The organism is Pollutimonas thiosulfatoxidans, from assembly GCF_004022565.1.
Classification (GTDB): Bacteria; Pseudomonadota; Gammaproteobacteria; order Burkholderiales; family Burkholderiaceae_B; genus Pusillimonas_D; species Pusillimonas_D thiosulfatoxidans.
Genome location: NZ_CP022987.1, coordinates 1,324,711 through 1,346,039, shown reverse-complemented (window position 1 = coordinate 1,346,039; position 21,329 = coordinate 1,324,711). Strand labels below are relative to the sequence as shown.

The window sequence follows — 21,329 nt, the reverse complement described above, 5'->3', positions numbered from 1 at the left end:
GCGCGCCCGTTATGGCTCGCTAGCGCACCGGCAAGAAGTTGAAGAACAACAGGCCTTGCATGTAGTTGATGCCCACGCGCCGTAGATTCTCGTCCAGCAAATTGGCGACCAGATCCAGCCGCCCAACCAACTGGCCGAACTCGCGCTCAAAACTCAGGTTGTTGGCGGTGGCCGACATCTCGTTGGCCAGCAGCAGTGGCTGGTTGGCGGCATTGCGGCGGCTGGCCAGCAGCCATGCCGCCACTTCGACATTACGGGCGGCGTTATAAACATGCTGGGCTTCCAGCCCATCGGCCACGTAGAACCGTGTCTTGCCGTTGTGAGCCCCGATAATCATGTTGGCCATACCAAAGATAAAAGCGCCTACCCGGTCTCCCTGGTAGGCAGGGTCCAGCGCGACCGCGAGGATCTCGACATCGTGCAGCGACGCGAGTTCGGGCGGCGGCGCGCCGGTTTGTATGGCCTGGCGACCGATCACCAATGCGGCGTCCAGGTCTACTGCGCCAGTTTTGCGCCATTCGGCCGGGTTGCGCCGGTAGAGCTTCTCCAGCAATCGCGACAGACTGTCCAGGTTGTCGCGCATGGCGATGGACACCGTGCGGTTGAAGTCCGTCTGTGCGAGCTGGTCAAAAGACATGCCTTCGCTCTGGGGCCCCTTGCCGCCGGCTGCGGCACTGCCCATCGAGCAGCCGCTCAACCAGGCGCAGAATGCGATGCCCACACAGGCCAGGCCGATTCTGGCGTTCATGAGCGAACGATGGAAAGCGGCGGCAGCCGACGTTTGACGGGGCTGGCCTTGACGATGGAAGTGTTGGTCTCGGCCCGATCGGACAGCTTGTCCAGGATGGCATCAAGCTGCTCCATGGATCGCACGCTAAGTCGCGCAACGAAGCAGTCTTCGCCAGTGACTTTGTCGCACTCAGTGAACTCGGGGATGGATTGGATGTGGCGTTCAATGGCGCGCATCTGTCCAGGCAGCGGCCGCACTCGAACAATGGCCTGCAGCATATAGCCAAACGCTTTGGGGTCGACGTTGACGGTATAGCCCGTCAGGATGCCGCGCTCTTCCAGTCGTCGCAGCCGTTCGGCCACACTGGGCGACGACAGCCCGCTAAGGCCGGCAAGCGCCTTGAGCGACAGACGCGAGTCTTCCATAAGGGCCACAATGAGGATACGGTCGATTTCGTCCGGCATAGCGGTTCCGTAAGGCGATGTAGGCGATTTGCCTTGATAAAAAAGGAAAATGCGCCGATCTGCCTAGCGACGCCTATGGAGGATCATAGCAAAAACCGTCAGACTTGCACCTATCAAATTTCGGAGTTCACGCGATGCTGGATCCAATCAAACGCGGCTCGATAGAGATGTCGGTCGCCATGCTTATTTCGGGAACCATAGGCTGGTTCGTCCTGATGTCGGGCTTGCCCGTGCTTGATGTCGTTTTCTGGCGCTGTGCCATAGGCGCACTGACCTTGTTCCTGATCTGCGGAGCCATGGGCCTGCTGCGCCGTGGCGTCTTGCGCTGGACGATACTTGCCTGGGCGGTCATCAGTGGTGCTGCGATCGTGGGTAACTGGCTGCTGCTGTTTGCGGCTTACTCGCGCGCTTCCATAGGCATCGCCACCGCAGTCTATAACACCCAGCCCTTCATGCTGGTGGGGTTGGGCGCGTTGTTTCTTGGCGAACGGCTTACGTTGGACAAGATGTTGTGGCTGGTCATCGCCTTTGCCGGCATGCTGGTCATTACCCAGCACGAGGGCACGCCATCTTATGGTGCCGGCGCCTATCTGGTGGGTGTCGCCCTGGCGCTGGGTGCAGCCTTTCTGTATGCCGTTGCAGCCATTCTCGTCAAGCGGCTTACCGGGACGCCGCCCCATCTGATCGCGCTGATACAGGTATGTACCGGTACGTTGATGCTGGCGCCTTTCATTCATTTCGGAACTGTCGCTGCACAACCCGCCGGTGTATGGGCTTACCTGGGCGTACTCGGGATCGTGCACACCGGACTGATGTACGTGCTCTTGTACGGCGCCATACAGCGCCTGCCTACCGCGATAACCGGCGCACTGTCTTTCATTTACCCCATCGTCGCCATCATGGTGGACTGGGTCGCCTTTGGTTATCGGCTGCAGTGGACGCAATGGATGGGCGTGGCGGCCATACTGTTGGCGGCCGCTGCCATGCAGCAGGGGTGGGCACCGCTGGCGCGCCGAGCGGCCGGTCCCCAATCAAGTGCTTGACCCCCGCGATCTCATGCCATGAGCCAGCCACAGCAGGGCTGCAAAAGCGACCAGGCCCAGGAAGCTGGAGGCCCACAAGGACGCCGCGCCCCATCGGTCTATCAGCAAGCCGAATAGAAAAGGCGCCGAAGCTTGTGCAATGCGCGCCGGCACCATCAGCAACCCCTGCCGCAACCCGTAGCCCAAGGGACCGAAGATCACCAGCGGCAGCGTGCCTTTGGCAATCGTCAGGATGCCATTGCCCGCTGCGTGCAGGACAGTGAAGGCAATGGCGGCTGGGCCGCCAATAATCATCAGCAGCGCGGCGCCCATCGGATGCCCCAGGGCGGCCATTTGCGCGGACAGCAGGGGATGCATGTGCCGCCGCAGGCCGAACTCCATAAGGCGGGCCACCACTTGCGCCGGCCCGACCAGTGCCGAGACGGCAACAGCGGCGGCCAATGTCAGGCCGCTGGCCTGCAGCAGGTGGGGCAGATGGGCGGCCATGGCGGTGCTGATAAACCAGGTAATGGCGAACACCAGCGCCAGCAGGAAGCTGGCATGCGCGGGCGTATGCCGAGGCGATGCGGGCGGCGTGCCGTGCATATCGCCTTCGGCGGGCAATTCCGGGCCCTGCGTCGCCGGATCATCGCTGGGCGTGGGCGCCTGAGGCACGGAGGCATTCAGCGGCACGCCCACAAACAGATGTAAAGCCGCCCAGACGAGGCAGGCCGTGCGCCAGCCGTACTCCAGCTCGAGCCAGGCCGACAGCGGCCAGCCCACTGTACTGGCAAAGCCCGCAAAAAGCGTGATCCCGGTAATGGCGTTGCGCGCCGCCTCGCCGTACAGCCGCACCACGGTAGAGAACGCCGCTTCGTAGAGGCCGGCGCCCATGCCTGCCCCTATCAGCAGCCAGGCGCCAAGAAACATCAGCCAATTCTGGGCGGACGCCAAGCCTATCAGGCCTGCTGCGAATATCAGGTTGGTGACTACGAGCACAGGTCGACCACCATAGCGATCGATGCAGCGTCCCGCCAGCGGCCCCAGCAGGGCGGCCAATACCAACGCGGCCGAGAACGCGCCAAAGACGGCTTGCACGGACAGCCCCAGGTCGCCCGCCATCGATGCGGCCAGCATCGCCGGAAGGTAGTAGGAAGACGCCCATGCCAGGGTCTGTGTGATGCCCAGACTGCTGACTGTCGTTATGCGTCTGTCTATCCTCATCTCGCTCCCTGGTTTTTGCGCAATGATACCGGCTCCCATAGCGGAGCGCTGGCGCTTTTATCGGCTCGCGGCTATCATTTTGTAAATCAGGAGACCACCATGCAAAGCATTTTCGACCAAGACCTGCCCCAGACGCCGGCCAACTACGCGGCGATCTCGCCCCTATCATTCCTTGAACGCTCGGCGACGGTCTATCCGCAACGCCTGGCGGTAGTGCATGGCAGTGGCAGCACTGCCCTGCGCCGAACGTGGTCCGAGCTGTATGCGCGGTGCCGCCAACTGGCTAGCGCGCTGGCGCAGCGCGGCATCGGCAAGGGCGATACCGTGGCAGCCATGCTGCCCAATACGCCGCCCATGGTTGAAGCGCATTTTGGTGTACCCATGGCCGGCGCTGTGCTTAACGCCATCAATACCCGCCTGGATCCTCAAACGGTGGCCTTCATGCTGGATCACGGCGAGGCCAAGGTCATTATCGTAGACACCGAATTCGCGCCGGTCGTAAGCCAGGCTCTGAAACTGCGAAAATCCACCGCACCTATTTACGTAATCGACGCAGCCGATGCCTTGTATACGGGCAGCAACCAGCCCATAGGCGAAGTCGATTACGACGCTTTCGTCGCCGGTGGCGACCCAGCCTTTGCCTGGGATCTGCCCGCCAACGAGTGGGACGCCATCGCCCTTAACTACACCAGCGGCACCACGGGCAATCCCAAAGGCGTGGTCTACCACCATCGCGGCGCGGCAGCGGCGGCCATCTCCAATATTCTCGAATGGGATATGCCCAAGCATGCTGTCTACCTCTGGACGCTGCCCATGTTCCATTGCAATGGCTGGTGCTTCCCTTGGGCGGTTGCGGCTCGCGCCGGTGTCAACGTGTGTTTGCGCCGTGTCGAAGCGCAGGCCATCTTTGATGCCATACGCGAACATGGCGTGGATCACTATTGCGGTGCACCGATAGTGCAAAGCATGCTGGTCAACGCCCCAGAGTCCATGAAGACCGGCATCCCCAAGGGGATCAAGGCCATGGTCGCCGGCGCCGCGCCACCCGCCTCCATGATCGAAGGCATGGAACGCATGGGCTTTGATCTCTTGCACGTTTATGGCTTGACCGAAACTTACGGGCCGGCCACGGTCTGCGCCAAGCACGAAGCCTGGGACGACCTGGACATCGGCGAGCGCGCCCGCCTGAATGCCCGGCAAGGCGTGGCGTATCACCTCGAGCGTGGCATCAGTGTCATGGACGGGGCCACCATGCAAGAGATGCCGGCCGATGGCGAAGCCATGGGCGAAATCATGTTCCGCGGCAATATTGTCATGAAGGGTTATTTAAAAAACCCCAAGGCGACTCAAGAGGCCTTGGCCGGTGGCTGGTTCCATAGTGGTGACCTGGCCGTGATGGACCCGGACGGCTACGTCAAGATCAAGGACCGCAATAAAGACATCATTATTTCGGGCGGCGAAAACATCTCTTCGATCGAGGTCGAAGACGTGCTGTACCGGCATCCCGACGTACTGGCGGCGGCCGTTGTTGCCAGGCCGGATACGCGGTGGGGCGAAACGCCTTGCGCTTTTATCGAGCTGAAAGAGGGCGCCCAGGCGACCACGGAATCCATCATCGATCATTGCAAGAAGCATATGGCCAGTTTCAAAGTGCCGCGCATGGTCGTGTTCTGCGAACTGCCCAAGACATCTACGGGCAAAATCCAGAAATTCGCCCTGCGCAAGCAAGCCGAAGCGCTCGAAAGCACCGCTGTCGCAAGTTGAACATTTCTATCATTTTTCACTTACAGGATTTTTTGCATGCCTTCCTTTGATGTTGTTTCCGAAGTCGACAAGCACGAGCTAAGCAATGCGGTCGACCAGGCTAACCGCGAACTCGCCACACGGTTCGACTTCAAGGGCAGCGATGCGAAGTTCGAACTCGAGGGCTATGTGGTCACACAGACGGCGCCCAGTGTCTTCCAGCTAAATCAGATGCTCGACATCTTGCGCGGCCGCCTGGCCGCGCGCAGTATCGATATACGCTGTATGGAAGTGGGCGATCCACTGGAAAACCTGGGGGGGGCGCGTCGCAAGATCACCATCAAGCAAGGTATCGAGCAGGCCATCTCCAAAAAGCTTATTGCCGAACTGAAAACAGCCAAACTGAAGGTGGAAGCCCAGATCAACGGCGAAAAACTGCGCATCAGCGGCAAGAAGCGCGATGACCTGCAGGCGGCCATGGCGCTGATGCGCAAGTCCGAAGTCGAGCTACCCCTGCAGTTCGACAACTTTCGCGATTAATTCTTCAGCCTGTAGCCCGTACGGAAGATCCACGCGACCAATGCCAGACACATGGCCAGAAACAGCAATGTCATGGCCAGGCTTACCCACACGTTGACGTCGGCAATTCCGTAGAAGCTCCAGCGAAAGCCGCTTACCAGGTAAACCACTGGATTGAACAGCGTTACGGTCTGCCAGAAGGGCGGCAGCATATTAATGGAATAAAAGCTTCCGCCCAGGAAGGTCAAGGGCGTAACGATCAATAGCGGTACCAGCTGCAGTTTTTCGAAGCCGTCGGCCCAGATCCCGATAATGAAGCCAAACAGACTGAAGGTTACCGCCGTCAACACCAGGAAGCTCACCATCCAGATCGGGTGATCAATCTGCAAGGGCACGAAAAACTCGGCCGTGATCAGGATGATAATGGCCAGGATGATGGACTTGGTCGCCGCCGCCCCGACGTAGCTGATGGTGATCTCGACGTAGGATACCGGCGCCGACAGCAGTTCGTAGATGGTTCCTGAAAATTTCGGAAAATAAATCCCGAAAGAGGCGTTGGAAATGCTTTGGGTCAGCAAAGACAACATGATCAGGCCGGGCACAATGAAGGCGCCATAGCTGATGCCGTCGATCTCGGTGATGCGGTTGCCGATGGCGGCGCCGAACACCACAAAATAAAGCGAAGTCGAAATGACCGGCGCAATAATGCTCTGCAGCAGGGTACGCCAGGTTCTGGCCATTTCGAACATATAGATAGCGCGCATGGCATGCAGGTTCATGAGCCTTCCTTTACCAATTGCACAAAAATTTCTTCCAAAGAGCTCTGCGTGGTGTGCAGGTCCTTGAAGCTGATGCCCGCGCGATCCAGCTGGTGGAACAGGGTAGTGATGTCGTTGTGCTGACGCTGGGTATCGTAGGTGTACACCAGCTCGCAACCGTCACCCGATACATCGAGTTGATAAGCGGCCAGTGCCGGGGGCAGGCCCTGCAGCGGCTGATGCAACTGCAAGGTAAGCTGCTTCTTGCCCAGCTTGTTCATCAAGGCCTTTTTTTCTTCAACAAGAACGATCTCGCCATGGTTGATCACCCCTACGCGGTCTGCCATCTCCTCGGCTTCTTCAATATAGTGGGTGGTAAGAATCACCGTCACGCCTGTGTCTCGCAAGGAACGCACGACGTCCCACATCTCTTTGCGCAAGGAAACGTCCACGCCCGCCGTGGGTTCATCCAGGAACAGGATTTGGGGCTCGTGAGACAAGGCTTTGGCAATCAGGACACGGCGCTTCATGCCGCCTGACAGCGTGATGAGCTTGTTGTCTTTTTTATTCCAGAGCGACAGCGCGCGCAGCACTTTTTCGATATGAGCGGGATTCTTCGGTTTGCCGAACAGGCCCCGACTGAAGCTGACCGTGTCCCAGACCGTCTCGAAGGCATCGGTGGTGAGCTCTTGCGGCACCAGGCCTATGGTTGCGCGCGCCTGGCGGTACTGGGTGACGATGTCGTAGCCGTTGGCCTTGACTGTGCCCGTACTGGGGCGCACCAGCCCGCAAATGATACTGATAAGCGTGGTTTTTCCGGCCCCGTTAGGGCCGAGCAAGGCAAAGATTTCGCCCCGCTCTATGTCCAGGTTGATATGTTTTAACGCTTGAAAGCCTGAGGCATAGGTTTTGCCCAGGCTTGATACGGAAATGATGGGTTGCATGATGATATTCCTGCTTCACTGAGGCACAATACCATAAAGATCCACCCCCTCATCAGGCGCGCAGCGCCATCAAATTCGGCCTGCCAACGCCATGGTTTCTTCCCCATCCTGCACCACATTGCTGACACCTGCCCAGATGCAGGCGGCTGATCGGGCCGCCATCAATGCAGGTGTCAGCGGCCTGGCCTTGATGGAAGCGGCGGGCGCTGCTGTCGCCAATGCCGTGGCGGCTCACTATCGCCGATGTCCTATCGTGGTGTTGTGCGGCCCGGGTAACAACGGCGGTGACGGTTTCGTGGCCGCCCGGCACTTGCGCGATGCCGGCTGGCCACTGCGCCTGGCTTACTGGGGAGACCCTACAACCATCACCGGTGATGCCGCCTATTTCGCCGAGCGCTGGACGGGCCAGATAGAAGCGGCCACGCCTGCTACCCTGGCCGGCGCTGAACTGGTGATCGATGCCTTGCTGGGTGCCGGTTTGTCCCGTGGACTGGAAGGTTCGCTGGCTGCGCTGGTGCAAGCGCTGGCCGACAGCAAGTTGCCGATTTGTGCCGTTGACGTCCCCACCGGGTTGGATGGCGCCAGCGGGCAGCCCATGGGCGTGGTAGCGCCGGCCGAACTCACAGTCACTTTCTTTCGCAAGAAACCGGGCCATCTGCTGATGCCCGGCCGGCAATTGTGCGGCAAGGTGGTGCTTGCCGATATCGGCATACCGGCGACCGTGCTCGACACCATGGACGCGCAGGTATCCGAGAACCATCCCGCCCTGTGGCTGGACCGCTATCCCTGGCCCACGCTGGATGCGCACAAATACCAGCGTGGCCATGCTGTTGTGGTGGGCGGCAGCATCATGGCAGGCGCATCGCGCCTTGCCGCCATGGCTTGCGCGCGTATCGGGGCAGGCTTGGTCACCCTGGCAGCGCCCCAGGATGTCTGGCCCATCTATGCCGGCGCCTTGACCAGCATCATGGTGCAACCCATGGCCGATCCCGATGGCTTGGCCGACATTCTTTCCGATGCACGCAAGAACGCCATTGTCGTCGGGCCAGGGGCTGGCCTGGGGCAGACGACCCGCCGCCATGTCGAGCAGGCGCTGGCCACCCAGCGCGCCGTCGTGCTCGATGCTGATGCCATCAGTGTCTTTGCCGCCGAGCCGCAGGCGCTGTTCCGCCTTATAGACGGGCCTTGCGTCCTGACGCCTCACGACGGGGAGTTCGGTCGCTTATTCTCCGTGCAAGGCAGCAAACTGCAACGGGCGAGCCAGGCGGCAAGGCTTAGCGGCGCGGTCATTGTGCTGAAGGGCGCCGATACCGTCGTGGCCGCTCCCGATGGGCGCTGTGTCATCAATACCAATGCGCCGCCGGACTTGGCCACGGGCGGTACCGGCGACGTGCTGGCCGGCTTGATTGCCGGGCTGATGGCGCAAGGCTTGAGCCCTTACGACGCAGGCTGCACCGCCGTCTGGATACACGGCGAGGCGGCGCGCCTGTTCGGGCCGGGCCTGGTTTCTGAAGACTTGCCGCCCGCCATTCCGCGGGTATTGCGCCGCCTGCGCCGTAGGGCGGAAGCTCGCAGCGCCTAGCCGTGCGCGGTACACTGCTTTACTTTTGCACAGGCACACCGTGCCGCGAGATCAAACCATGTCCGACGTGATTGCCCTGGTTTTCGACTTTGACGATACCCTCGCGCCCGACAGTACGTCAGGCTTGCTGGCCGACATGGGGGTGGACGTAGAGAACTTCTGGAAGGACCAGGTTGGGCCATTGCTGTTCGAGCAAGACTGGGACCCTGTGCCGGCCTATCTTTACCAGATGATTGCCTTGTCGCGTTCCGGCACCCATGGCCCGATTACGCGCGAGCGCCTGGCCGACTGGGGCCGACGGCTGCCGCTGCATACCGGCGTGGAAACCTTGTTTTCCCGACTGCGGGCCATGGTGAAAAGCGAACATCCCCAGGTGCAACTGGAGTTCTATCTTATTTCCAGCGGCATTGGCGACGTCGTCAGGCACACATCCATCGCTGAGGAATTCACCGATATCTGGTCATCGGACTTTGTCTACGACGAACAGGGCGCCATCCATTTTCCCAAACGCATCGTCAGTTTTACCGACAAGACGCGTTATCTTTTCCATATCCAGAAAGGCATCGTGGGCCCGGCATCGCGCAGCAAGCCATTTGAGGTCAACAAAAAGGTCCCTGAGGACAGGCTGCGCGTACCCTTCGAGCAGATGATATTTGTGGGCGATGGCTATACCGATATTCCTTGCTTCTCCCTCATACGCCGGTCGGGTGGCGTGGCATTTGGCGTGTGGGATCCCAAGCACCGTGACAAGCGCAGCCGTGCATGGGGCTTCATCCAGGAAGGGCGGGTATCCAACCTGAACCAGGCCCGATACGACGAGCATGCCGAGCTGTATCAATGGCTGGAAGAGGCCGTCGAAAGCCTGGCAGGGCGTATCACCCTGAACAACCGGATCTACCGTGGCTAAGCTGAACGGCCCGCTTGCCGACTCGGCACCCGCCGAAGAGCACCAACTCGGCTTCGATGCCGCGGACGAGGCCGCCATGCGCTTGGCGCTGGCGCAAGCCCAAGTTGCCGGCGCTGCGGGCGAGGTGCCCGTGGGTGCGATCGTGGTCGATGCGAAGGGCGCCGTGATAGGCGCGGGTTTCAACCGTACGATCAGCGACCACGACCCCAGCGCCCATGCCGAAATCGTCGCCTTGAGGCAGGCCGCCGCTCACCTGCAAAATTACCGTCTACCGGGTGCAAGCTTGTTTGTGACGCTGGAGCCTTGTGCCATGTGCATGGGTGCCATGCTGCATGCCCGGCTGGACCGCGTGGTGTATGGCGCAACAGACCCCAAGACGGGCGCTTGCGGCAGCGTCCTTGATCTACCCGCCCTCCGGCAGCTTAATCACCAGACGTCCGTCGTGGGCGGTTTGCTGGCCGACGAATGTGGTGCCTTGTTGCGGGATTTCTTTCGAGAGCGGCGCCGTGATCGATTACTATAATCGCCGATTCTTTTGCTGGAAGGCTAAACCATGACGCAGTCGCCGGATGATCACCACCATCATCACGACCATACCCACGCACGGCCTACAGGCATCTATTTGATTTCGCCTTCGGGCGCCGTGGCCAAGCCAGAGGCCATAGACCTGGCGCGGGTGCGCCTGGGCGAGCTGGGCTTCAAGACCGCGGTGGATCGCACGGCATTGGCCGTGCACGAGCGATTTGCCGGCACCGACAAGCAGCGGCTGGCCGCCATTGCCCGTTCATTGAAGCAGAAGCATCCGGTGGTCATGGCAACGCGGGGCGGTTACGGGCTTAACCGCCTGCTGCCCCATATCGACTGGAAAGCGGTGGCCGAAAGCGGCAAGACCTTTATTGGCCAGAGCGACTTCACGGCCTTCAATCTGGCACTGCTTGCCCAGACTGGCGCCGAAAGCTATGCCGGTCCAACGGCGGTGTTCGATTTCGGCGCCAGCAAGATGGACGACTTGACCGCTGCGCTCTTTGTCGAAGCCCTGAGCGGCGAGCTGGAGGTCCTGAGCTTCGAAGCGCCCGACGCCGATGCGGTGGATGCCCGCGGCGTATTGTGGGGCGGGAATCTCGCCATGGTTGCCTCGTTGGTGGGCACGCCATATTTGCCCAAGCTGCGTAGCGGCATACTTTTCCTGGAAGACGTCAACGAGCACCCTTTCCGTATCGAGCGCATGCTGACGCAATTGCTGCATTCCGGGGTGCTGGCACGCCAGAAGGCCATCGTGCTGGGTCGCTTTACCGACTATAAGCTCGCGCCGAACGACCAGGGTTACGACCTGCCATCGGTCGTGGCTTGGCTACGATCGGTGGTAAAGGTACCTGTGATTACAGGTTTGCCCTATGGGCATGTACGCCTGAAGGCCACTTTGCCCGTGGGTCGCAAGATCGGCATTGCCACAGAAGACGGCATGGCCCATCTGGTGCTGCAAGAGCATCATTGAAGGCGAATTGGTAAACTAGTGGGTTGTTTCGATCTCTTTACTGCGAAAACCACCCTGTGATATCCACTGCAAATCTTACTATCCAGTTCGGCCCCAAACCTTTATTTGAAAATGTCAGCGTCAAGTTTGGCGAAGGCCACCGCTATGGCCTGATTGGCGCCAACGGTTCGGGCAAATCCACTTTCATGAAGATCATAGGTGGAGACCTGGAGCCCAGTGCCGGTAATGTGTCGCTGGAGCCGGGGGTGCGGCTGGGCAAGCTGCGCCAGGACCAGTTCGCCTACGAAGACATCCGGGTGCTGGACGTCGTCTTGATGGGCCACGAGGAAATGTGGCAGGTGATGGCCGAGCGCGACGCCATCTATGCCAATCCGGATGCCAACGAAGAAGACTACATGCATGCGGCCAACTTGGAAGCCAAGTTTGCCGAGTACGACGGCTATACCGCCGAAGCGCGGGCTGGCGAGCTGCTGCTGGGGCTGGATATTCCGGTAGAGCAACATGAGCTGCCCATGCGCGAGATCGCTCCCGGCTGGAAGCTGCGCGTGCTGCTGGCCCAGGCGCTGTTTTCGAACCCCGACGTATTGCTGCTGGACGAGCCGACCAACAACCTGGACATCAACACCATCAGGTGGCTGGAAGACGTATTGAACGGCTATCAAAGCACCATGATCATCATCAGCCACGACCGGCACTTCCTGAATCAGGTGTGTACCCACATGGCCGACCTGGATTACCGCGAGTTGCGCGTGTATCCGGGCAACTACGACGACTACATGCTGGCCTCCACGCAGGCCCGCGAGCGTCAGTCCAACGCCAACGCCAAAGCCAAGGAGCGCGTGGCCGAACTGCAGGACTTCGTGCGGCGCTTCGCCGCCAACAAGTCCAAGGCACGCCAGGCCACGTCGCGGATGAAGCAGATAGACCGCATCAAGGCCAGCGCCGTCGAGGTCAAGCCGTCGTCGCGCCAGAACCCGTATATCCGTTTCGAGCAGACCAAGGTGCTGCATCGCCTGGCCGTGACCGTCGATGGCATCAGCAAGGCTTATGACCATCCTGTGATCAAGCCTTTCTCGGCCATGATAGATGCAGGCCAGAAAGTGGCCATCATCGGTGCCAACGGCGTGGGCAAGACGACTCTGCTGCGCATGCTGGCCGGCGACCTGGCGCCCGACAGCGGCTCGGTCAAGTGGTCCGATAGCGCCGACCTGGGCTATATGGCGCAAGATGTCTCCGATCAGTTTCAGTCCGACAAGAATCTTTTTGACTGGCTGGCCGAGTACCGGCAAGCCGGCGACGACGATCAGTCGCTGCGTTCGGTAATGGGCCGCATGTTGTTCTCGAGCGACGATATCGGCAAGGAAGTGCGTGTGTTGTCGGGCGGCGAAAAAAACCGCATGAGCTTTGGGCGCCTGATGCTGGGCCGGCACAACGTGATGCTGCTGGACGAGCCGACCAACCACCTGGATATGGAATCGATCGAGTCGCTGCAGTTTGCGCTTGAGCTGTATGCGGGCACGCTGATATTCGTGTCGCACGACCGCGAGTTCGTATCTGGCCTGGCAACCCGCATATTCGAGATCATGCCGGACGGCAGCATCGTCGACTACCAGGGCAACTACGAAGACTACCTGGCGTCGCGGTCTATCGACGCCTGACGGCCGCCGGCCATGTCAAGCACGCTGACCGGCCTGGCCACGCATCAGGAAGATATCCGCAAGAGCCGCTTTGTGGCCGTGGCCATGCCCGTCAAGACGCCTGCGCAGGCCTTGCGGTTCTTTGCCGATCACAGCGTTGCGGACGCCACCCATAACTGTTGGGCCTACCGGATCGGCGACGATTATCGCTTCAACGACGATGGCGAACCCGGCGGTACGGCGGGGCGCCCCATACTGCAAGCGATCGAAGGCCAGCAATGCGATCAAGTTGCCGTGCTGGTGGTTCGGTGGTTCGGCGGCATCAAGCTGGGCCCGGGCGGCCTGATACGCGCCTACGGCGGCGTTGCAGCCCAGTGCCTGCGTCTGGCGCCCAAGGTCGAGATCGTGGACGAGGTCGAAGTAGACTGCCGTTGCGTGTTTTCCGATATGGCGTTGGTGCAATCCCGCCTGGCCGCTTTTGACGCCCGTGTGGTGGACGAAAGCTTCGATGGCCGCGGCGTACGGTGGCGCCTCGCGGTGCCGCGCAGCCAGGCCGACACGCTACGCGAGACCTTTATAAACCTCACCCGGGGTGCCGGCCACTGGGCGCTGGTGGAGACGCCGCCGGACGCAGCACCCGAGGTCTAGCCAAGGCAGGGTAGCGCGGCTGCCCACTGGCTGTTACTGTTGCGGCGCGGCGCCGTCTTGTTGCGCGGCGATCTCGGCATGCACTTGTTTCATGTCGACTTCCTTTACCTGCGCGATCAGTTCCTTCAGTTGTGCCGGCGACAGCGCCCCGGCTTGCGAGAACAGGAGCACCTGTTCGCGGAACACCATCAAGGTGGGAATCGAGCGTATGCCCAGCCCGGTGGCCAGTTCCTGCTCTTCTTCAGTGTTGACCTTGGCAAAGGTGATGTCGTCGTGTTCGGTGGCCTCTTGTTCGAAGACCGGTGCAAAGCTTCTGCATGGGCCGCACCAGGGCGCCCAAAAGTCCACTATCAACGGCTTGTCTTCCTGGATGGCCGTCTGAAAAGTGTCTTTGTTCAAATCTATGGTGCTCATAGCAGTTCCTGAGTAAAAATGAAAAAGCGGCTAACGCAGCCGCTTTTTCAATGAGTGAACATCCAGTGTAGCGTCTTTGTTTCGCCAGCGCGACTTCTCGGATCAGTCGGGAAAGAACGCGTATTTGATGACGAACAATACGGCCACCAACAGCGTAGCCATGTGGATTTGCCGATACTTGCCGGTAACCGCCTTGAGCACGACATAGCTGATGAAGCCGAATGCCAGGCCATTGGCGATCGAGTAGGTAAACGGCATGATGATGGCCGTCAGAACTGCTGGCGTTGCCTCGGTGATCTCGTCCCAGTCTATGGTGGTGATCTCGCGCAGCATCAGGCAGGCCACATAGAGCAGGGCGGGCGCCGTGGCGAAGGCCGGGACGGCGCTTGCTAGCGGGGCCAGGAACAGCGACAACAGGAAAAGCACCGCAACAGTCAGGGCAGTCAGGCCGGTGCGCCCTCCGGCCTGCACGCCGGCCGCGCTTTCAGCATAGGCGGTGGTGCTGCTGGTGCCCAGAACCGAGCCAGCGACAATCGCCGTGCTGTCGGCCAACAATGCACGCCCCAGCCGGGTGGGCTTGCCTTCCTGGACCAGGTTGGCGCGTGTGGCCACGCCTATCATCGTGCCCGTGGCATCAAAGACCTCTACCAGCACAAGAACCAAAATGACATGAACGAAGCCGGTATGCAGCGCGCCCATGATATCCAGTTGCAGGAAGGTGGGTGCAAGGCTGGGCGGCGCGGAAAATATGCCCTGGAATTGGCTGTTTCCGGTAAGCATGGACAGCAGCGAAACGACCAGGATACCGATCAGGATGGCGCCGCGCACCTTCAGGGCATCCAAGGCGGCAATAATGAAGAACCCCAATATGGCAAACAGTGCCGGGGCTGCAGTCAAATCGCCCAGCGCGATTTTTGTGGCGGGGTTGGCGACCACAATTTCCGAGCCCGCCAGCGCGATGATCGCCAGGAACAGGCCTATACCCGCCGCGATTGCGGCCCGCAACGATTTGGGTATGCCATCGATCAGCCATTGCCGCGCGCCGGTGACCGTAAGCAAAACAAAAATCACCCCGGAAATAAACACCGCGCCCAGGGCTTGCTGCCACGTGTAGCCCATGGCTCCGACCACGGTGAAGGCGAAGAAGGCATTAAGGCCCATGCCCGGGGCCATGCCTATGGGCCAGTTCGCCACAAAGGCCATGATTAGTGTGCCCAGCGCAGCGGCCAGGCAAGTGGCAACAAAAACCGCATTGCGGTCCATGCCCGTACTGGACAGGATCTCGGGGTTGACGAAAATGATGTAGGACATCGTCAGGAACGTTGTCACTCCGGCCAGGATCTCCGTCTGCACGGTCGTGCCGTGTTCTTGCAGACGGAAAATTCGTTCGAACATTATTCTTCCCCTTATGGTCATTTACGCTGCTGCGGCTCGAGCAGTCCGGCAGCCTGAATTCTACGGCGGTTTGGCCGCCGGTTGTACACTAGCGCCCATGATAGTTATTGGTTTTGAAAGCTCTTGCGACGAAACAGGCGTTGCCCTGGTCAGTACCGAACATGGCTTGCTGGCCCATGCACTGCATAGCCAGATCGCCATGCACGAGGCCTATGGTGGGGTCGTGCCCGAACTGGCTTCGCGCGACCACATACGCCGCGTGCTGCCCCTGACGCGTGAAGTCCTGGCCACTGCAGGCATCGGCATGGATCAGATCGACGCCGTGGCCTACACCGCCGGCCCGGGGCTGGCTGGCGCGCTGCTGGTCGGCGCCAGCGTGGCACAGTCGTTCGCCTGGGCGCGCGGCCTGCCCGCCATCCCCATTCATCACCTGGAAGGGCATTTGCTGTCGCCCTTGCTGGCCACGCCACAGCCGGCCTTTCCGTTCGTTGCCTTGCTGGTGTCGGGCGGACACACCCAATTGATGCGTGTCGACGGGGTGGGCTCTTATGAGTTGCTGGGCGAAACCCTGGACGATGCGGCCGGAGAAGCTTTCGACAAAACAGCCAAGCTGATGGGCCTGGGCTACCCCGGCGGTCCGGCCCTGTCGCGCCTGGCCGAGCAGGGCGATGCTGCCGCATTTGAGTTGCCGCGCCCCATGCTGCATAGCCGCGACCTGGATTTCAGTTTCAGCGGCCTGAAGACCGCTGTGTTGACGCGTCTGCGCTCGCTCGAAAAAGCCTCCGGTGGCCTGAGCGAACAGCAGCGTGCCGATCTGGCGGCGGCAACTGAGGCAGCCATTGTCGATGTGCTGGGCGCCAAGGCTCTCAAAGCCATGCGCCAAACCGGCTTGAAACGCCTGGTGGTCGCAGGCGGTGTGGGGGCAAACCGGCATCTGCGTGCCCAGCTGCTGGGCGCCATGAAGTCCATGGGCGGCCAAGTGTTCTTCGCGCCGCTGGAGCTCTGTACCGACAACGGCGCCATGATCGCCTATGCGGGTGCCATGCGTATCAAGGCAGGCCTGGCCGACCTGCACGACAGCAGCCATGCTTTCACGGTCCGACCGCGCTGGGATCTGCACGAGGTTTGTGTGGCAACCGCCTAGCGTTTGTTCTTGTTCTTGTTCTTGTCGCCGATGCGACTTTCCTTGCCTTGCATCAGGCGGCTGATGTTCGCCTGGTGGCGATAGACCAACAGCACGCTGATCACGATGATGGCCGCGGCCATGGACTTGTCCAGCACCCAGGCCACGTTGCCACCCAGCAAGTAGTACAAGGGCGCGAAGATCGCCGCCAGAATGGCAGCCAGTGATGAGTAGCGCATAGCATAGGCAACGATCAGCCACGTGGCGGCAGTGGCCAAGGCCAGCCATGGGCTCACGGCAAGCAGAACGCCCAGGGCGGTTGCCACCCCTTTGCCCCCCTTGAAGCGCAGGAACACCGGATAGACATGCCCCAGGAAGACAGCGACCGCGCAGGCTGCGGTAATGGCGGGAGACAGCCCTTGCTGCGCGACCACCAGTCCTGCTGCGAAGACAGCCAGCCAACCCTTGGCCGCATCGCCCAATAGTGTCAGGGCTGCTGCCGTTTTGTTGCCCGATCGCAACACGTTGGTGGCGCCCGGATTGCGTGAGCCAAAGCTGCGCGGATCGGCCAAGCCCATCAGCCGGCTGACGACGACGGCAAACGACACGGATCCCAATAAATAGGCGGCGATGATCAGGCCGAGGGCAATGACGATGGACGTGGCGTATGGCATGGCTGCTGTGACTCCCTAGGTTTGCGCCGATTCTAGCAGGTACAATTCGCTACGTTCAGTTGAATCTTATGGAAGGCAATGCGCATACTCGTATCCAACGACGACGGCTACACCGCCCTGGGGCTGGAAGCGTTGGTGCAATCACTACAAACCCTGGGTGAACTTACCGTCGTGGCCCCCGAAACCAATTGCAGCGGGTCGTCCAACTCGTTAACGCTCGATCGGCCGCTATCGGTGCGCCAGGCCAGCAATGGTTATTACTACGTCAATGGCACGCCATCCGACTGCGTGCACATTGCGCTTACCGGCTTGCTGGATTTTCGGCCCGACCTGGTGGTGTCCGGCATTAACAACGGCGCCAATATGGGTGAAGACACACTCTACTCTGGCACAGTAGCCGCCGCCACAGAAGGCTATCTCTTTGGCATCCCGGCCATCGCTTTTTCTCTGGTGGAAAAAGGCTGGGCCCATCTGGATACGGCCGCCGAGTTCGCGCGCAAGATCGTAGAACAGCAAACGCGCGATCCCCTGCAAGCGCCGGTGCTCCTGAACGTCAATATTCCTTCCGCTCCGCGCGAGGCGGTCTCTGAAATCCGTGTCACACGGCTGGGCCGGCGTCATCCCTCCGAACCGGTGGTCAAGACCAGCACCCCTTATGGCGAGCCGGTCTACTGGATAGGCCCCGTGGGTCGGGTGTCGGATGCCGCTGCCGACACAGATTTCGGCGCCATTGCGCAGCAGGCGGTATCGATTACGCCGCTGCGCTTCGACCTCACTCATTATCAGCAGCTCGACACCGTCAGAAACTGGGCAGGCCCGCTATGCGAAAACCCGTAGCGCCTTTCCCGTTTGCCACTGGCACCACCAACCGCTTTGGCCGATCCAGCCTGGGCGGGGGCGTCTCGGCCGCCAACAGCAATACGCGCATCGTTGCGCCGCTGCGGCCGGTAGTGGCTCCCGTGGCGGCGGGCGCGTCAACAATGGTTAATTTGGGTTTGAACTCCGAACGATCGCGTGGCATGATGATTCAACGGCTACGCAATCAAGGCATACAGGACGAAAGGGTGCTGGACGCCATGATGGCGGTGCCGCGCCACGTATTCGTCGACGAAGGCCTGGCCAGTCGGGCATACGAAGACGCTGCATTGCCTATCGGTCACAACCAGACCATTTCCCAGCCTTGGGTGGTGGCCCGCATGATATCCGCCGTGTGCGAAAATCGAGTTCCGGTTAAAGTGCTGGAAGTCGGTGCCGGCTGCGGATACCAGGCGGCGGTACTGGCACAGTTCATCAAAGAGGTTCATGCCATCGAGCGCATCCGCGGCCTGTACGATCTGGCGCGGGGGCATCTAAGAGAATTGAAGCTGAACGGCCGGGTACGGCTTTCGTTCGGGGACGGCACGGCGGGCTTGCCCGGCGTCGAACCCTTTGATGCCATTATCATCGCCGCGGCGGGTATTAAAATTCCGCAGGCGTTGCTGGAACAGTTAACCATCGGGGGTCGCCTGATCGCGCCGGAAGGAACGACAGCGCAGCGCCTGATCCTGATCGAGCGCACCAGCGCCGCGACCTGGCACCGTGAAGAACTGGAGTCAGTGCGCTTTGTGCCGCTGCGGTCAGGTACACAGTCTTAAGCATTCAGGAGAGCCACATGCAAGCAGGGACGTTTCGGTCTACCGCAACTTTGCCATTTGAACACCGAGAACGCGCCTCCCGTTACCTGGTTTTGGCAGCCGTCGTCGCCACGGTAGCCATCGCCGGTTGCGCGTCCAGAAGCACGCAAGCCCCGGTAACGGATATGTCCGGCACGGTTGTGCAACCGTCCGGTGGCAGCACCTATGTCGTGAAGCCCGGCGATACGCTGTACAAGATCGCGCAGGCCAACAACATCCAGGTCGCCGAGCTGACCCGGTTGAACAACATTACCGATCCCAGCCAGCTTCGCATAGGACAGGTCTTGCGTCTGGATGCCACCGGTCCCGAGCCCGCGCCCTCCACAGGCGGCGCCACACCCATACCGGTTACGCCCGTTACACCTGCCGAACCGGCCAGTGTCGCGCGCGCCAGTGATGCCGCCCTGATCAGTTGGGGATGGCCCGCCTCGGGCAAAATCATTCAGAGCTTCAATGCCAACACCAAGGGCATAGACATCGCCGGGAATGTCGGTGATCCCGTCCATGCCGCAGCCGACGGCAAAGTCATGTATGCCGGCAACGGCGTGCGCGGCCTGGGCAACCTTATCTTGCTGGGCCACAGCAACGGCTTCATCACGGCCTATGCCCATAACCAGGCTTTGCTGGTCAAGACCGGCGAGCAGATCAAGAAGGGCGCCAAAATTGCCTCTATCGGGCAAACCGATACCACCTCGCCGCGCCTGCACTTCGAAGTTCGCCGTCGGGGTACGCCGGTTAACCCGATGTCTTACCTGCCTGCACGATGACGCCCACCCTGGTTTTCGACCTGGAAACCATACCCGATGCCCAAGGGCTGCGCCGGCTGAACCCGCAATGGGGGTCCGATATGTCGGACGTCGAGGTCATCGAAGCCGCCCTGATCGCGCGGCAGGCATCCCATGGCTCGGATTTCCTGCCGCTGCACCTGCACAAGGTCGCCGTGGTGGGCTGCGTCTTTCGTGACGACCAGGGCTTCCGTGTGAAAACCCTGGGTGCGGCGGATGACCCCGAACCCGTTCTGCTTGCTGGGTTCTTCAAAACCATAGAGCGTTACACCCCGCGACTGGTCAGTTGGAATGGATCGGGCTTCGATCTGCCGGTGCTTCACTACCGCAGCCTGATTCACGGCATACCGGCCCCGCGCTATTGGGATACCGGCGAAGACGACCGCGATTTCAAATACAACAACTACATCAGCCGTTATCACAATCGGCACATCGACCTGATGGATCTGCTTGCCAAGTACAACGGCCGTGCCAACGCGCCGCTGGATGACTTGGCCAAGCTCTGCGGCTTTCCCGGCAAGCTGGGCATGGATGGCGGGCAGGTGTGGAAAGCGTGGCAGGAAGGCAAGGCAGACGAGGTTCGCGCCTATTGTGAAACCGACGTCGTCAACACCTGGCTGGTGTATTGCCGATTCCGTTTCCTGCGTGGCGAGCTTGATGTGACCGCTTACGATGCCGAAGTGCAACTGGTACGCGATACCTTGCAAGCCAGCCAGGCGCCACACTGGAAAGAGTATTTGGCGGCCTGGGACGGCAAGGCCTGATTCCTTCGGCCTGAAACCGACTGAAAGGAAGCGGCGTACTGCTGAAACATACACGTAATCGGTGCCGCCGCACAATGAGGCCTCGTAACAACATCAAGGAAGCCTCCTCATGCGTATCTCCTCATCGAACTTCACCGGCAAGCTTGCCGTCCTGACCGCAGCCATCGCATTGTCGAGCGCAGCTTTCGCAGCTGGCGGCCAGACTCCAGCCACCAGCGCTACAGACGCCCAGGCAGCGCCTGCTGCAACGGCCCAACATGGCGACAAGGCGCGTCATCATCGCGGCCACCGCGCCGGCAATCACCACCAGATGCGAGACGCCGCCATGTGGGTGCCTGGCTATGGTCCGCTGGGCAAGGAAGTCGTGCAGTCGCTGAACCTGACTGCAGAACAAACCGCCTTGCTCGACAGTGCCAAGGCAGACCAGCAAGCCGACCGCAAGGCCCGCCGTGCCGCCATCAAATCCAGCCACGCCGAACGTCTCGCTCAACTGCAGGCGGGCAAGATCGAGCCCCAAGCTGCACTCAAGAAGGCTGAAGAGGCCCGCGCGCAGGCCCTGGCCAGTAAGCAGCAGCACGATGCCAAGTGGTTGGCCGTATGGGATTCCCTCGACAAGACGCAGCAAACCAAGGTCGCAACGCATCTAAGCGAGCGCGCCGACAAGTTCGCCAAGCGCATCGAACAGAAAAAGCAGCTTCGTCAGGATCGCCTCAAGCAAAAATCTGCGAGCGAACAGGTCGCTTCGTAAGAGGGCGCGGGCCGGCATAGCTGGTCCATGAACCTTTGTTTCCAGCGTTGTGTGCGGGCCGGCTGATTACCGGCCCATTC

Annotated in this window: 23 protein-coding genes; 15 read left to right on the top strand and 8 right to left on the bottom strand. The window is 60.7% G+C overall.

The window, feature by feature from the left end; all coding sequences use genetic code 11:
* Nucleotides 1-19 precede the first annotated feature (19 nt).
* Together CKA81_RS06500 and CKA81_RS06495 are read right to left on the bottom strand one after the other, a co-directional pair.
* A complete protein-coding gene (locus tag CKA81_RS06500; RefSeq protein ID WP_128354573.1) occupies nt 20-748 on the bottom strand; it encodes a hypothetical protein in 729 nt (242 codons plus the stop codon).
* Nucleotides 745-1,194: an Lrp/AsnC family transcriptional regulator gene (locus tag CKA81_RS06495; RefSeq protein ID WP_128354572.1), complete on the bottom strand. Its 450-nt coding sequence runs from the start codon at nt 1,192-1,194 to the stop codon at nt 745-747. The genes CKA81_RS06500 and CKA81_RS06495 overlap by 4 nt, the downstream gene beginning before the upstream one ends.
* Before the next feature lie 134 nt (nt 1,195-1,328).
* On the opposite strand from CKA81_RS06495, the gene CKA81_RS06490 reads away from it, so the two are divergent.
* Entirely contained in the window at nt 1,329-2,237 is a 909-nt protein-coding gene (locus CKA81_RS06490) for a DMT family transporter (RefSeq protein WP_128354571.1), read from the top strand.
* On the opposite strand, the gene CKA81_RS06485 is transcribed toward CKA81_RS06490, so the two are convergent.
* Complete coding sequence (locus CKA81_RS06485; protein WP_128354570.1) at nt 2,226-3,440, bottom strand: MFS transporter; 1,215 nt, start codon at nt 3,438-3,440, stop codon at nt 2,226-2,228. The two genes, CKA81_RS06490 and CKA81_RS06485, sit on opposite strands and share 12 nt — an antisense overlap.
* A gap of 99 nt (nt 3,441-3,539) precedes the next feature.
* Here CKA81_RS06485 and CKA81_RS06480 point away from each other — a divergent pair, with 99 nt between their 5' ends.
* Together CKA81_RS06480 and CKA81_RS06475 are read left to right on the top strand one after the other, a co-directional pair.
* The gene (locus CKA81_RS06480) at nt 3,540-5,204 is read left to right on the top strand and encodes an acyl-CoA synthetase (RefSeq protein WP_128354569.1); all 1,665 of its coding nucleotides are present in this window, start codon (nt 3,540-3,542) and stop codon (nt 5,202-5,204) included.
* Nucleotides 5,205-5,240: 36 nt separating this feature from the next.
* Nucleotides 5,241-5,723: a YajQ family cyclic di-GMP-binding protein gene (locus CKA81_RS06475; RefSeq protein WP_128354568.1), complete on the top strand. Its 483-nt coding sequence runs from the start codon at nt 5,241-5,243 to the stop codon at nt 5,721-5,723.
* On the opposite strand, the gene CKA81_RS06470 is transcribed toward CKA81_RS06475, so the two are convergent.
* Together CKA81_RS06470 and CKA81_RS06465 are read right to left on the bottom strand one after the other, a co-directional pair.
* Entirely contained in the window at nt 5,720-6,481 is a 762-nt protein-coding gene (locus CKA81_RS06470) for an ABC transporter permease (protein WP_128354567.1), read from the bottom strand. The genes CKA81_RS06475 and CKA81_RS06470 overlap by 4 nt on opposite strands.
* Nucleotides 6,478-7,404, bottom strand: a complete 927-nt coding sequence (locus CKA81_RS06465; protein ID WP_128354566.1) for an ABC transporter ATP-binding protein — start codon at nt 7,402-7,404, stop codon at nt 6,478-6,480. The genes CKA81_RS06470 and CKA81_RS06465 overlap by 4 nt, the downstream gene beginning before the upstream one ends.
* 91 nt (nt 7,405-7,495) lie before the next feature.
* Here CKA81_RS06465 and CKA81_RS06460 point away from each other — a divergent pair, with 91 nt between their 5' ends.
* The 6 genes from CKA81_RS06460 to CKA81_RS06435 all read left to right on the top strand — a co-directional run bounded on the left by CKA81_RS06460 (nt 7,496) and on the right by CKA81_RS06435 (nt 13,673).
* The gene (locus CKA81_RS06460; RefSeq protein WP_128354565.1) at nt 7,496-8,986 is read left to right on the top strand and encodes an NAD(P)H-hydrate dehydratase; all 1,491 of its coding nucleotides are present in this window, start codon (nt 7,496-7,498) and stop codon (nt 8,984-8,986) included.
* Nucleotides 8,987-9,044: 58 nt separating this feature from the next.
* Nucleotides 9,045-9,893 carry an HAD family hydrolase gene (locus CKA81_RS06455; protein WP_128354564.1) on the top strand — a complete coding sequence of 283 codons (849 nt, stop codon included), beginning with the start codon at nt 9,045-9,047 and terminating at the stop codon, nt 9,891-9,893.
* A 76-nt stretch (nt 9,894-9,969) separates the two neighbouring features.
* The gene (gene tadA, locus CKA81_RS06450; RefSeq protein WP_128356633.1) at nt 9,970-10,416 is read left to right on the top strand and encodes a tRNA adenosine(34) deaminase TadA; all 447 of its coding nucleotides are present in this window, start codon (nt 9,970-9,972) and stop codon (nt 10,414-10,416) included.
* A 30-nt stretch (nt 10,417-10,446) separates the two neighbouring features.
* The gene (locus tag CKA81_RS06445) at nt 10,447-11,388 is read left to right on the top strand and encodes an LD-carboxypeptidase (protein WP_128354563.1); all 942 of its coding nucleotides are present in this window, start codon (nt 10,447-10,449) and stop codon (nt 11,386-11,388) included.
* A gap of 56 nt (nt 11,389-11,444) precedes the next feature.
* Nucleotides 11,445-13,046 carry an ABC-F family ATPase gene (locus CKA81_RS06440; protein ID WP_128354562.1) on the top strand — a complete coding sequence of 534 codons (1,602 nt, stop codon included), beginning with the start codon at nt 11,445-11,447 and terminating at the stop codon, nt 13,044-13,046.
* A gap of 12 nt (nt 13,047-13,058) precedes the next feature.
* Entirely contained in the window at nt 13,059-13,673 is a 615-nt protein-coding gene (locus CKA81_RS06435; RefSeq protein WP_128354561.1) for an IMPACT family protein, read from the top strand.
* Between the two features lie 33 nt (nt 13,674-13,706).
* Here CKA81_RS06435 and trxA read toward each other — a convergent pair whose 3' ends face one another.
* Both trxA and CKA81_RS06425 read right to left on the bottom strand, forming a co-directional pair.
* On the bottom strand, nt 13,707-14,087 hold the full coding sequence (trxA, locus tag CKA81_RS06430) for a thioredoxin (protein ID WP_128354560.1): 381 nt from the start codon (nt 14,085-14,087) through the stop codon (nt 13,707-13,709).
* 102 nt (nt 14,088-14,189) lie between these two features.
* A complete protein-coding gene (locus tag CKA81_RS06425) occupies nt 14,190-15,482 on the bottom strand; it encodes an NCS2 family permease (protein ID WP_128354559.1) in 1,293 nt (430 codons plus the stop codon).
* A gap of 97 nt (nt 15,483-15,579) precedes the next feature.
* Here CKA81_RS06425 and tsaD point away from each other — a divergent pair, with 97 nt between their 5' ends.
* Nucleotides 15,580-16,626 carry a tRNA (adenosine(37)-N6)-threonylcarbamoyltransferase complex transferase subunit TsaD gene (gene tsaD / locus CKA81_RS06420; protein WP_128354558.1) on the top strand — a complete coding sequence of 349 codons (1,047 nt, stop codon included), beginning with the start codon at nt 15,580-15,582 and terminating at the stop codon, nt 16,624-16,626.
* On the opposite strand, the gene plsY is transcribed toward tsaD, so the two are convergent.
* A complete protein-coding gene (plsY, locus tag CKA81_RS06415; RefSeq protein WP_128354557.1) occupies nt 16,623-17,279 on the bottom strand; it encodes a glycerol-3-phosphate 1-O-acyltransferase PlsY in 657 nt (218 codons plus the stop codon). The two genes, tsaD and plsY, sit on opposite strands and share 4 nt — an antisense overlap.
* A gap of 78 nt (nt 17,280-17,357) precedes the next feature.
* Between plsY and surE the strand changes: the two genes are divergently transcribed.
* The 5 genes from surE (at nt 17,358) to CKA81_RS06390 (ending at nt 21,249) form a co-directional block, all read left to right on the top strand.
* The gene (gene surE, locus CKA81_RS06410; protein ID WP_128354556.1) at nt 17,358-18,116 is read left to right on the top strand and encodes a 5'/3'-nucleotidase SurE; all 759 of its coding nucleotides are present in this window, start codon (nt 17,358-17,360) and stop codon (nt 18,114-18,116) included.
* Nucleotides 18,101-18,913 carry a protein-L-isoaspartate(D-aspartate) O-methyltransferase gene (locus CKA81_RS06405; RefSeq protein ID WP_128354555.1) on the top strand — a complete coding sequence of 271 codons (813 nt, stop codon included), beginning with the start codon at nt 18,101-18,103 and terminating at the stop codon, nt 18,911-18,913. The genes surE and CKA81_RS06405 overlap by 16 nt, the downstream gene beginning before the upstream one ends.
* A 17-nt stretch (nt 18,914-18,930) precedes the next feature.
* Entirely contained in the window at nt 18,931-19,719 is a 789-nt protein-coding gene (locus CKA81_RS06400) for a peptidoglycan DD-metalloendopeptidase family protein (RefSeq protein WP_128354554.1), read from the top strand.
* Nucleotides 19,716-20,501, top strand: coding sequence for a 3'-5' exonuclease (locus CKA81_RS06395; protein ID WP_128354553.1), 786 nt, complete (start codon nt 19,716-19,718; stop codon nt 20,499-20,501). Before CKA81_RS06400 ends, CKA81_RS06395 begins: the two co-directional genes overlap by 4 nt.
* A gap of 109 nt (nt 20,502-20,610) precedes the next feature.
* Complete coding sequence (locus CKA81_RS06390; protein WP_128354552.1) at nt 20,611-21,249, top strand: hypothetical protein; 639 nt, start codon at nt 20,611-20,613, stop codon at nt 21,247-21,249.
* The last annotated feature ends 80 nt before the right edge of the window (nt 21,250-21,329 follow it).